The sequence below is a fragment of the Candidatus Marithrix sp. Canyon 246 genome (assembly GCF_001723685.1).
Classification (GTDB): Bacteria; Pseudomonadota; Gammaproteobacteria; order Beggiatoales; family Beggiatoaceae; genus Marithrix.
On sequence record NZ_MCBX01000001.1, the window covers coordinates 231,196 to 243,634 of the forward strand.

The 12,439-nt window shown below is 35.3% G+C and carries 11 protein-coding genes and 3 tRNA genes; 9 read left to right on the top strand and 5 right to left on the bottom strand.

What is annotated here, in order from left to right; genetic code table 11:
- The first annotated feature begins 82 nt into the window (after positions 1-82).
- From BHU68_RS01140 to BHU68_RS01170, 7 genes are all read left to right on the top strand, one after another.
- Positions 83-355, top strand: a complete 273-nt coding sequence (locus tag BHU68_RS01140) for an HU family DNA-binding protein (protein WP_069469893.1) — start codon at positions 83-85, stop codon at positions 353-355.
- Between the two features lie 9 nt (positions 356-364).
- Positions 365-437, top strand: a tRNA-Val gene (locus BHU68_RS01145).
- Positions 438-486: 49 nt separating this feature from the next.
- Positions 487-563, top strand: a tRNA-Asp gene (locus tag BHU68_RS01150).
- Positions 564-638: 75 nt separating this feature from the next.
- Positions 639-2,543: a SurA N-terminal domain-containing protein gene (locus BHU68_RS01155; protein ID WP_069469892.1), complete on the top strand. Its 1,905-nt coding sequence runs from the start codon at positions 639-641 to the stop codon at positions 2,541-2,543.
- 54 nt (positions 2,544-2,597) lie between these two features.
- Positions 2,598-4,622, top strand: a complete 2,025-nt coding sequence (gene metG / locus BHU68_RS01160; protein ID WP_069469891.1) for a methionine--tRNA ligase — start codon at positions 2,598-2,600, stop codon at positions 4,620-4,622.
- 337 nt (positions 4,623-4,959) lie between these two features.
- Complete coding sequence (locus BHU68_RS01165) at positions 4,960-5,127, top strand: type II toxin-antitoxin system HicA family toxin (RefSeq protein WP_253180921.1); 168 nt, start codon at positions 4,960-4,962, stop codon at positions 5,125-5,127.
- A gap of 32 nt (positions 5,128-5,159) precedes the next feature.
- Positions 5,160-5,378, top strand: coding sequence for a type II toxin-antitoxin system HicB family antitoxin (locus BHU68_RS01170; protein ID WP_069469890.1), 219 nt, complete (start codon positions 5,160-5,162; stop codon positions 5,376-5,378).
- Positions 5,379-5,873: 495 nt separating this feature from the next.
- Here BHU68_RS01170 and BHU68_RS01175 read toward each other — a convergent pair whose 3' ends face one another.
- The 3 genes from BHU68_RS01175 to fabA all read right to left on the bottom strand — a co-directional run bounded on the left by BHU68_RS01175 (position 5,874) and on the right by fabA (position 8,943).
- Entirely contained in the window at positions 5,874-7,031 is a 1,158-nt protein-coding gene (locus tag BHU68_RS01175; RefSeq protein WP_083234252.1) for an alpha/beta fold hydrolase, read from the bottom strand.
- A 166-nt stretch (positions 7,032-7,197) separates the two neighbouring features.
- The gene (gene fabB / locus BHU68_RS01180; RefSeq protein ID WP_069469889.1) at positions 7,198-8,415 is read right to left on the bottom strand and encodes a beta-ketoacyl-ACP synthase I; all 1,218 of its coding nucleotides are present in this window, start codon (positions 8,413-8,415) and stop codon (positions 7,198-7,200) included.
- A gap of 12 nt (positions 8,416-8,427) precedes the next feature.
- Positions 8,428-8,943, bottom strand: a complete 516-nt coding sequence (gene fabA / locus BHU68_RS01185; RefSeq protein WP_069469888.1) for a 3-hydroxyacyl-[acyl-carrier-protein] dehydratase FabA — start codon at positions 8,941-8,943, stop codon at positions 8,428-8,430.
- Between the two features lie 83 nt (positions 8,944-9,026).
- On the opposite strand from fabA, the gene aroE reads away from it, so the two are divergent.
- Positions 9,027-9,839: a shikimate dehydrogenase gene (gene aroE, locus BHU68_RS01190; RefSeq protein ID WP_069469887.1), complete on the top strand. Its 813-nt coding sequence runs from the start codon at positions 9,027-9,029 to the stop codon at positions 9,837-9,839.
- 2 nt (positions 9,840-9,841) lie between these two features.
- On the opposite strand, the gene BHU68_RS01195 is transcribed toward aroE, so the two are convergent.
- Both BHU68_RS01195 and BHU68_RS01200 read right to left on the bottom strand, forming a co-directional pair.
- Positions 9,842-11,635 (bottom strand): hypothetical protein, encoded by a 1,794-nt coding sequence (locus BHU68_RS01195; protein ID WP_069469886.1) that lies wholly within the window; start codon positions 11,633-11,635, stop codon positions 9,842-9,844.
- Between the two features lie 10 nt (positions 11,636-11,645).
- Complete coding sequence (locus tag BHU68_RS01200; RefSeq protein ID WP_069469885.1) at positions 11,646-12,218, bottom strand: tetratricopeptide repeat protein; 573 nt, start codon at positions 12,216-12,218, stop codon at positions 11,646-11,648.
- A gap of 70 nt (positions 12,219-12,288) precedes the next feature.
- On the opposite strand from BHU68_RS01200, the gene BHU68_RS01205 reads away from it, so the two are divergent.
- Positions 12,289-12,380, top strand: a tRNA-Ser gene (locus BHU68_RS01205).
- Positions 12,381-12,439: the final 59 nt, after the last annotated feature.

A 12,439-nucleotide genomic window follows, 5' to 3' on the forward strand; every position in this document is an offset into this window, starting at 1 on the left:
TGATTAAAAAAAATTTTGCAAACACTATTGATTTTTCCAATCGATTACCTTATAATAGTCTGCAACTCCATTTGGGGGATAAATGAATAAATCAGAATTAGTTCAAGCTGTCGCTGACTTATCAGAGCTTACAAAAACCGATGCGGCAAAAGCAGTAGATGCTTTATTAGAAAGTATTAAAGACACTTTAGCAAAGGGTGATACTGTAACTCTAATAGGTTTCGGTACATTTGGAGTACGTGAACGTGCTGCACGAGTAGGACGTAATCCACGAACAGGTGAACGTCTTGATATTAAGGCTGCTAATGTACCAGTATTTAAACCTGGTAAAGCTCTTAAAGATGCGGTAAACTAGAAGTTATCTGGGTGTTTAGCTCAGTTGGGAGAGCGTCGCCCTTACAAGGCGAATGTCGGGGGTTCAAGTCCCTCAACACCCAAAAGTATTTGCATATACTCTTAAATAAGAGTATAATAATAAAAATAATTGGAGCAGTAGCTCAGCTGGTTAGAGTATCGGCCTGTCACGCCGAGGGTCGCGGGTTCGAGTCCCGTCTGCTCCGCCAATTTGATAAAGCGTATCTTATACTATAAGATACGCTTTTTTTATGTCTAAAATTTCTTAAATAGGTAATTAAATTATGTTACAAAGTATTCGTGAAGGTGTTCAAGGTTGGTTAGCTTGGGTTATTGTTATTATTATATGTATTCCTTTTGCTTTATGGGGGATACAGGAGTATGTATCCCCAACACCAAAAAGTTTGGTAGCTGAAGTTAATGGAGTGGAATTATCTGAGCGTGAGTTTCAAGATTTAGTGCGTCAACGCAAACAGCAATTACGTAATCAGTTTCAAAATGCAGATATAGATTTCTCGTTTATGGATGCTCAAATTAAGAAAAGCGTGTTAAATCAGATGATAGAGGAGCAGGTATTATTACAAGCTGCTGAAAATGCTGGTATGCGTATTGGTGATAATTTGTTAGTACGAAAGATTCATGGTATTCCTGCTTTTCAAGAGAATGATGTTTTTTCTCAAGCTAGATATGAGCAGCTATTAAGCAGTAATGGCATGTCTAAACAGAAATTTGAGATTGATATGCGAAACGCTACATTGTTAGAGCAACTGAGATTGGGAGTTGCGAATTCTGCTTTTATAACTGATTATGATCTACAACAACGCGCTAGCCTTGAAAAGCAAGAACGTTTATTAAGTTATGTGATTATTCCTGCTAATCGTTTTAAAGCTGAAGTTGAGATTAGTGATGCTGATGTTAATGCTTATTATAAGAAAAATGCTGCTAGATATATGACTGATGAAAAAGTCAGTGTTGAGTATGTGGAATTTTCTCAAGCAGATTTAGCTGATATTAAGATAAAGGAAGAATCTATAAAAGAATATTATGAAACTAATAAGGAAAAATTTAAGACTCCTATACAATGGAAAGCTCGACATATTTTGATTGAAGCTGGTAGTGATGCTACAGATGAAGAAGTTAAAGAAGCTGAAAAACAGACACAAGATTTATTGGTGAAAATTAATGCTGGTGAATCATTTGAAGATTTAGCTAAAAAGTTTTCTGATGATTTTGGTAGTAGAAAAACTGGCGGTGATTTAGGTTGGTTTGGTGCTAAAACTATGGTTAAACCATTTGAAGATGCTGTAAAAGCCATGAAGGTTGGTGATGTTACTACGGCTGCTGTTAAAACTCAGTTTGGTTTTCATTTGATTAAGTTGGAAGATATTAAACCTGAAGTTGTGCGTCCATTTGAGGATCTGCGTGAACAGTTATTAGCTGAATTGAAGAAAGAACGCGCTGAATCTGCTTTTTATGGGCAAGGTGAGCAGTTTGCTAATTTGGCTTTTGAAAACCCTAATAGTTTAGAAGTTTTAACTAAAACTTTAAATTTAAAGAGTAAGACTACTGAGTTATTTGACAATTCAGGAAGTCAGGATAAAGATTCCATTCTTTCTAAGCCTAAAGTGGTTCGAGCTGCTTTTAGTAATGCTGTGTTAAAAGATGGCTATAATAGTGAAGTTATTAAAATCGCTGAACAACATATTGTGGTATTGCGTTTAAAAAATCATGAAGTTGCTAAAGCTAAACCGATTGAAGATGTGAAAGATGAGATTGTTGCGACTTTAACTAAGGAAAGAATACAGGAACAGGCTGCTGCTTTAGGTAAGAAGTTATTAACTGAAATTAAGGATAAAGTTGATGTACTTGAAGCTTATGATGATTTAAATTGGTCAGCTGCAATGTGGGCTGGAAGAGATGATACTATTGTTCCAAAAGCAATTGTTAATGAAGCATTTAAGCTTGGAAAAGTTGAGAGTGATGCAGCTATTTATGCAGGAATTGAGTTAAATAATGTAGATTATGCTTTGGTTGCTTTATTAGGTGTTAAGGATGGTAAGAAAGATTCTGAAGCCGATGTTAAGAAATTGGAACAAGCGATTGGTGATAATGAGTTTAAACAATTTGTTGCTAGTTTAAAAGCTAAAGCTGAAATTAAAGATCATTCTAAAAAGTTATCAGATAGTTAAGTAGTTAAGTAGGGTGGGTAGAGCGATAGCGAAACCCACCAATATGGCCAAGCAATGGTGGGTTTCGCTCCGCTCTACCCACCCTACAAAGTTATTACGGATTCGTCAGTGAGAAAAATTTTAGTTACTAGTGCTTTACCTTATGCTAATGGTTCAATTCATATTGGGCATTTAGTTGAGTATATTCAAACAGATATATGGGTAAGGTTTCAGAAGTTACGGGGTAATGAGTGTTATTATGTTTGTGCTGATGATGCTCATGGCACTCCTATTATGTTACGCGCTCAACAGGCTGGTATTGCTCCTGAAGAGTTGATTGCTGGTTTTAATGCTGAGCATCAGGCTGATTTTCGTGAGTTTGCGATTGAGTTTGATAATTATTATTCTACTCATAGTTCTGAAAATAGGGTTTTAGCTGGGCAAATTTATCAAAGTTTGAAAGATGGTGGACATATTATTAGTCGTACCATTAGTCAGGCTTATGATCCTGAAAAGCAGATGTTTTTACCTGATCGTTTTGTTCGGGGTGAATGTCCTAAGTGTGGTGCTAAGGATCAGTATGGGGATAATTGTGAGAGTTGTGGTGCTACTTATAATCCTACTGATTTGAAGAATCCTATTTCAGCAGTTTCTGGTGCTACTCCGATTGAAAAGGATTCGGAACATTTTTTTGTTAATTTGTCCGATTTTGAGACTATGTTGCAGGAGTGGATGAGTGATAGTAATGTATTGCATCCTGCGGTTAAGCATAAGCTTAATGAGTGGTTTGAGTCTGGTTTGCAGGCTTGGGATATTTCTCGTGATGCTCCTTATTTTGGTTTTGAAATTCCTGATCAGCCGGGCAAGTATTTTTATGTTTGGTTAGATGCGCCTGTTGGTTATATGGCGAGTTTTCAAAATCTATGTAATAGGGAAAACATTGATTTTAATGAGTTTTGGTCTGCGGATAGTGAGGCTGAATTATATCATTTTATTGGTAAAGATATTGTTTATTTCCATTCCTTATTCTGGCCTGCGATGTTGACTGCTGCTGGTTTTAGAAAGCCAACTGCTATTTTTGTACATGGCTTTCTAACGGTGGATGGACAGAAAATGTCTAAGTCACGCGGTACTTTTATTAATGCTAGAACTTATTTGGATAATTTAGATCCTGAATATTTGCGTTATTATTTTGCGGCTAAATTGGGCAATGGCGTTGATGATCTTGATTTGAATTTAGATGATTTTATTCAACGTGTTAATTCTGATTTAGTGGGTAAGATTGTTAATATAGCTAGTCGTTGTTCTGGTTTTATAACTAAACGTTTTGATGGTAAATTAGCGGCTAGTTTGGCAGATAGTGAACTTTATCAATTTTTTCTTGATAAGGAAACTGTGATAGCGTCGGCTTATGAGAATCGTGAATATAATAAGTTAGTTCGTGAGATTATGGCTTTGGCTGATCGGGCTAATCAGTATGTTGATCAATATAAGCCTTGGGTGATGGCTAAGCAGGCTGATAAGGAAGTTGAATTACAGGCTGTTTGTAGTCAGGCTTTAAATCTGTTTAGGGTGTTAATGTCTTATTTGTCACCTATTTTGCCGCTGATGGCAAGCAAGGTTGAAGATTTTTTAGCGGCTGCTTTGATTTGGAAACCTGAACCGTTGTTGGATCATAGTATTAATAAGTTTAAGCCTCTGATGAAGCGAGTTGAACAAAAACAGGTGGATGCTATGATAAAACCAAAAGAGACTAAGGAAGCAGAACCTGAATTTCTTGATTATGAAGATTTTGCCAAGGTTGATTTACGTATTGCTCATATTGTCAAAGCTGAACATGTTGAAGGTGCAGCAAAATTATTGCGTTTAACTTTAGATGTTGGAGAAGAGAAGACGCGCAATGTATTTGCTGGAATTAAGGATGCTTATACGCCTGAAGAGTTGACTGGGCGTTTTACATTGATGGTGGCTAATTTGAAACCGCGTAAAATGCGATTTGGTTTCTCAGAAGGAATGGTATTGGCTGCTGGTCCGGGTAAGAAGGAGATATTTTTGCTGCAACCTGATGATGGGGCTAAGGCTGGGATGCGGGTTAAATAAATAAAGACCTGACAGGTTTTTAAAACCTGTCAGGTCTAAAACCCGATTGCTTCCTTAATAACTAATATGATTTAATTTTAAAGCCCTGAAGGGCTATTCAAAATCAAAATACCACTATATTATCCCCATTTCAACTCCCCCCCCCCACATTATAAGTTGTGCCTAGTTCTTCTCTCCGGTTTGGTGAGTTTAATTATTGAGCAAAATTATGCTATAATAAAATTGAAGCTACAATACCTAAGAATGGTAAATTATATTTGGATGCTTTGCCTTTTGCTTAAGCTGCTAAAAAATTCCAAGCTTGTATAAAAAAATGTGAAGGATATTTAACACCGCTATGAAAGTTAAAGAAGTAATCAAATTATTAGAAGATGATAGTTGGGAGTTAGTTAGAACTAAAGGTAGTCACCGACAGTTTAAACATCCATTCAAGCAAGGTTGTGTAACAGTTGCTGGTAAGCTTAATATAGAGGTACCACCGGGGGTACACTTAACAATATATTGAAACAGGCTGGTTTAAAGTAGAAGGATTGAAATATGCGTTATGTTATCATTATAGAAGAAGGTGAAAATAGTTTTGGTGCTTATGTACCAGATTTACCGGGTTGTGTTGCAGTTGCTGAAACTAAAATTGAAGTCTTGGAATTAATAGCTGAAGCTATTGAATTTCATTTAGAAGGATTACGTGAAGATGGAAAGTTAATACCTAGACCATTATCTACTACTGAATTTGTTGAAATTCATGCAAGCCAGTAAAATGCTTTTTTGTTAGTACAACTAATTGAGAATTAAACGAATTAAAACACATAGTTTTACCAGCTTATCAATTCGTTTATTTCATAATTAGTTGTACTAACATATAAACATAAATTAGAAAAAGCTAATTTAATTATTGAACAAAAAGATAAGGAAAATGCTTATCTTAAGGAGATAATTGAGTTGGTAAAGAAGCAAGGGTAGCGTGTCGGTGTATGACGCTTTGCTTATACACCCTACGCTAACTTGTCATACACTGGCTGGAGAGGTATCTCACAACGCACTTTCTTGTAGAAACATAATGACATTAAAAGAAAATGAATGTAGAGTGCATTCTCTATCAATATTTAGTATTATGATAGCCCACAGTTGTTTGTTGGATATGATCAATTTAATGTAAAATATCTTTGTCTATTTATAGAGTGTACAGAAAAGCTATGAAGATTGTGAACTGTGATTAATTATAAAAATCACAGTTTAAAACTAATTGGCTAGTTATTGCCGATTGAAAAAATCAAATATTCTTGTAAGAGCGGGCTTTCTGTATTTGTCTGTTTCTATAAACAACTCATGAAAGGCTCCTTCTATGACATATGGGTGGCTGCCATCACATTCATTTTTACCCCCAGCTTTTAGGTTTTTACAAAATTCATTTTGACCCTTTGCGGTGACTGATGTATCTTGACTCGCTTGTAAAACCAAAACAGGTATGGTGACTTTATCAGCGTTGTCTCGCGCTTCTTTTGCCGCATCACAAGCATAAGACACCCAATGGTTTGTTGCTTTGCCTAATTTAACGGTTGGGTTAGCCTCATATAAATCTCGGAAGATTTTATATCTGATCTGACTCTGAGTCAGTTCGTGTTCTTTCTCTCCTTTCTCGTTCTGAAAAGGAATATTGCGGTAAGGGGCATCTTTAACGCCAACATATCTAGGTTCCCATCCAAAAGCCCAGATAAAGAAATTTCTGATTCTACTGGTGATTCCAACTAGACCACATACCAGCTTATCTGAGTAGAATATCTTAGTTGAGGGTTCAAGCATTGGAGATGATAAAGCGGCAGCATCAAAATCATTGGGATACCTTTCTATATATAAAGCCGCTATTGCACCTCCCATGGAATGAGCGAGTAGAAATGTCTTTTTGTGTTCCCTTTGAGTCACTACGCTAGTATAAAATGTTTTTAAGTCTTCTATGTAATCATCAAAATCCCAAACATGACCCATTTCGGGGTTTTTTGTCATTCGACCGGAAAAACCTTGCCCGCGATGATCATGAATGTAAACCGAGTAACCCTGTTTACCAAGATCATAGATAAACTCTTTGTACTTAATGTAACTTTCAGTACGTCCACTGGAGATAACAATCGCCCCTTTTTCATTCTCATTGAGGATTGAGACATATTTAATTGATATATCATCAACACCCAAGAATTCTCCTTCAATCCGACGTTCCCAGTTCTGATTGATTTCCAGTTCAGTTTCTGTGGATTTCAATTCTAATTCCGTAAATAATTTATAGGTATTAGATTGGTCTGAATAGGCAACGGTTATATTGGCTAGGTTGATAACTAATACATACAACCATAGCTTTAATATTGCCCTGCAATATTTACACATTTGTTCTCCATTAATATGATAAAAAGCCTTCATTCTAAATCATTTTGGATGATTTGTAAATTAAAAATATAAAAAACACCGAATGCAAAAACAAAATATATTTACCAACATCCCATCAGAATTAAGCAAAGAATTATTTGAAGACATTATTTATTCTGAAATAGACCTGTCAGGTTTTGAAAACCTGACAGGTCTAAAATCATCCAGTATATTTCTGCATAATCAAACTAGCATTAGTACCACCAAAACCAAAACTATTAGACATTATAGTATTCAGTGTCACATCATCCATACGTTCACGTACAATTGGCATTCCTTCAGCTTCAGGATCCAATTCAGATATATTAGCAGATGCTGCTACAAAATTATTTTCCATCATTAATAAGCTATAAATCGCCTCATTAACCCCTGCCGCTCCTAAAGCATGACCAGTTAATGATTTAGTAGCACTAATATATGGAACCTTATCAGTAAAGGTTTGTTTAATCGCCTCTAATTCTCTTATATCACCAACAGGTGTACTAGTTCCATGAGTATTTAAATAATCAACTGGAGCATCTACAGTTGCCAAAGCCTGTTGCATACAACGAACCGCCCCTTCACCAGAAGGTTGCACCATATCATAACCATCAGAAGTAGCCCCATAACCAACCACTTCTGCATAAATTTTGGCACCTCGCGCTAAAGCATGGTCTAATTCTTCTAAAACTACCACACCTCCGCCACCAGAAATCACAAACCCATCACGAGTAGCATCATAAGGGCGCGAAGCTGTTTCAGGAGTCTCATTATATTTAGAAGATAAAGCCCCCATAGCATCAAACAGCACACTCAAACTCCAATGCAACTCTTCACCACCACCAGCAAAAACAATATCCTGTTTACCCATTTGAATTTGTTCATAACCATTACCTATACAATGGGCACTAGTAGAACAGGCAGAACTAATAGAATAATTTATACCTTTGATTTTAAACGGAGTTGCCAAGCAAGCAGAAGTAGTACTGCCCATAGTACGAGGCACCATATAAGGTCCTACTTTTCTCAAACCCTTGTTACGTAATAAATCAGCCGCATCTACAATATTAGCAGAAGAAGCACCACCAGAACCAGTAATCAAACCAGTACGTGGATTAGAAACATCATTTTCAGAAAGATCAGCATCACTAATTGCATCACGCATAGCAATATAATTATAAGCTGCTGCATCCCCCATAAAACGCTTGACTTTTCTATGAATTAACTCTTTAAGATCAATCTCTATATTACCATCAACATGAGAACGAAAACCTAAATCAGCATATTCTTGATTAAACTTAATACCTGAACGCCCTTGACGCAAAGATTCTAAAACTTCCTGCTTGTTATTGCCAATACTAGATACAATTCCAAGCCCTGTAATTACAACACGTTTCACGGTTTAACCCTCTTAAAAATTCTCAGTGGAAGTGAATAAACCCACACGTAAATCTTTGGCTGCGTAAATTTCTCGTCCATCAACTTCCATCACTCCATTACCAATACCCATTACCAATCTGCGCATGATAACTCTTTGCATATCAATACGATATATTATCTTATGATTTTTAGGTGTGACTTGTCCAGTAAATTTAACTTCACCAGAACCTAATGCTCGTCCCCGTCCCGGACCACCTAACCAGCCTAAAAAGAACCCAATTAATTGCCACATTGCATCTAAACCTAAACAACCGGGCATGACTGGATCACCGGGAAAATGACAATCAAAAAACCAAAGATCAGGATTTACATCTAATTCAGCAATAATCTGACCTTTATCTGCATTGCCACCTTTTTCAGTTATACTTACAATACGATCAAACATTAACATTGGAGGCATAGGCAATTGAGCATTACCCGGTCCAAACATCTCACCACGACCACATTGCAATAATTCTTCATAGCTGAAACTATTTTGTCTTTCCATAATATATAATATATGTAGATAAAGGGACATTAAAAACCAATAATTTTGCGATATAACGATATATTTCAAGGGTAACATTGATTATGAGCTTAAAATTTGACCATTATGCTGTTATGGGTAATCCCATTGCTCACAGTAAATCACCTATGATTCACACCGCTTTTGCCAAGCAAACTGGACAAAACATACAATATGATGCTTTACTAGTAAATAATTTTACAGAGGCAGTAAGTGAATTCAAAAAAAATGGCGGCAAAGGTTTAAATATAACTGTACCGTTTAAACAACAAGCGTGGGAATTAGTAGATATTCGTAGTAAACGCGCTGAAAAAGCAGGAGCTGTAAATACAATATACTTTGATCAACAAGGACATTTAATCGGCGAAAATACTGATGGTATCGGCTTAGTACGCGATTTAACCATAAACCATAAAGCTAAAATTGCACAACAGCGCGTTTTAATACTAGGTGCTGGCGGTGCAGTGCGAGGCGTATTAGAACCAATATTAGCGGCAGCTCCAGCTCAATGCGTAATAGCAAATAGAACAGTTGCTAAAGCCGAGCAATTAGCCCAACTATTTGACCATAAAATTATTGCATCATCTTATGAGGGATTAAAAAATCACAGTTTCGACTTAATAATAAATGGCACTTCAGCCAGTTTACAAGGCGCATTACCGCCTTTAGCAGATGGCTTATTAGCAGAAGGAGCTTGGTGTTACGATATGATGTATGCCAAAACCGCCACCTTATTTATGCAATGGGCGCAACAACAAGGGGCAATTAAAGTACTAGATGGATTAGGAATGTTAGTTGAACAAGCGGCAGAATCGTTTTATTTATGGCGCGGTGTAAAACCTGATACGCAGCCAGTGATTAAACAATTACAAAGTTAAATTTATTGTGCTTTTTTTGCTTGTTTGACTTTATTCAGCAATAATGGTGCAATAACAGCACTAGCCACACCTACCATTGCTATATAACTCATATCATAAGTAAACATAAAATCAAATGGATTATTTTCAACAGTCAATTCAACAGCAAAACCTGAATCAGAAAAATCCATTTGAAACCCATAAGTACCCTGTTTTGGCAAATTCAAATCCATTGCAGATGGCAACTTAAATAAATCAATTTCACCACCATATATATCTGACATCATATTTAATATGTGCAAATAAACATAATAAATCATACCCGGGCTACCACTAATTTGAGTTGATGCTAAAAATAAAGAAGACTTACTATCTTGATGTTGTTCATTTTTTAGCCAATCTTTGATTTGCATTTTAGTTTTATATTTATGTCTATCTAGCAAAAATTGTGGTATTTGAGCAAAGATTAAATAATCATTTTCTTGTGTCCAAAAATAATGAGTTTTTAATTTTGATAATTTTTCAAATATAAAACCTTCGATACCATCTTTTTTATCCAAAAAAGATAAGATAGGAGTTTTTAGATGGTGATAAGTTTTATTGTTAATCTCTCTTTGTACGTAAACATACTTATGTTTTTCTTGAATAATTTTTAGAATCTTATCTAATTTGCTTTGATCACCAACCTTGACAGCCATAAATGGTGCAATTTCATCTATAAAAAATATCATTTCTGAGCCACCAAAAGCTTGAGCAACATCTTCAATGGAAAAACCCATATCAGTTTGAAACTGTTGTTTAAATTTTTGATATTGTTTTTGCCTTTTAGCATTATTTTCTTTAGTTAAAATTTCTTCAATTGTTTGTAAAGATTCCAATAAAGGCAAAGATAAAGACAAAACAGTACTAGGTTTACCAGCAGCAGTTACAGAAAATTCATTAGAGATTGTAGGTAATAATTTACCATAACCAGCTTTTGGAATATCAACTAATAATGTCAAACGAGACTTACTATCTCTAACACCCCAACCCCATGCTAAAGCTTTAGCCTCAAATATACCTAGCTTTTCTAATGACGATAATTTTTTTGGAGGCATTGTGGTTTTAACAAATGATAGAATTTTTTCTAAATTAATCCATGTAAAATAACCTTTATGCCCACTATCAATTCTATTTTCTACATCATACATAGAATGTTCTTGAGTCGTTGTTAATCCTGAAATGGTTTGTTTTAACTGTTGATTATTAGCAGTCATTCCAGCCATGATATATAAAGTTGTATTACTCAGATCATAATGAACAAATAGCGGTGGCATACCCTTGATCATTAAAATACCATCTCCATCTGCTGAGATTTTAGTTGCTATGCTTAATTTAGGTGTTCTAGCCGCAAATTGCTCCAACATTTGATTGATTGCATCAATTGAATCAATATTTAATTTGGCTGATAACAATATATTGGAAAATATCATAGAAGCATTATTTTCAGGTGCTAAAACCACTGCTTCTATTGGTGATAATAAATGATTATTTAAAATTCTAAATACAGGATGAAATAATTTCTGTTGCTCTATGATATTAGCAGATATAGCAGCTTTTAATTTTTGAACTTGTTTTATATGTTCCTCATTTGCCAATGCACCTTTTAATATAGTATCTTTAGATGAACTAAACATTGCCCAAGGATTAGGAATACGCATATATGCGAATGCATTTATTGGAATCTTGTCTCTTAATGATGCTGTTTCAGATAAATCTGAACTCTGCACATGAAAAGGAAATAATAATACTATTATTAGGGAAATATTTTTAATCATTGTATTGCCTTTATTGATTATGAATTTTTTGCAAAACTCGTTTAGCATCAGCATTGCCCTGTTGAGCAGCAAGTGATAACAATTTTTTAGCTTTCGAGACGTTTTTAGCAATTTCTGTTCCGTTATAGTGCATCATACCTAAAGCTAATTGAGCTTCTACATTACCTTGCCTAGCAGATTGACCATACCAATATACAGCTTTGTTTACATCCTTATTAACACCGCTACCAAAACGATATAAAGCAGCAAGAAAAGATTGAGCTACCATATCACCTTGCTTAGCCGCTTGCTTATACCAATACGCGCTTAAAGTAGAATTACGATCAACACCCTTACCATCATAATACATACTAGCCAATTTAATCTGTGCTTTAATATGATTTTTTGTAGCGGCTTGTTGAAATAGTTTAAAAGCAGCAGCAAAATCTTCATCATCATAAGCAGCTACTGCTTGCTTATATAAAACTTCATTAGTATCAACTTTTTGGGTTGAAATTGCAGGTATAATGGGCTTTGACATTATTGGTGGATTTGTAGTACATCCATTCAATAAACTTACAAATATAATTAATTTTAATTTCATAATAAATTTTCTCCATAACAAAAATGCTTGCGTTCAAACTCATTTTACAATATAATTAAAAAATAATCTTGGAGAGATGGCTGAGCTGGTTGAAGGCGGCGGTCTTGAAAACCGTTGAAGGATAATATCCTTCCGTGGGTTCGAATCCCACTTTCTCCGCCAATTTCCCCCTTTCTCCCCCCCCCCATATCATACTGATAATTTTATCCTATTATCATCAT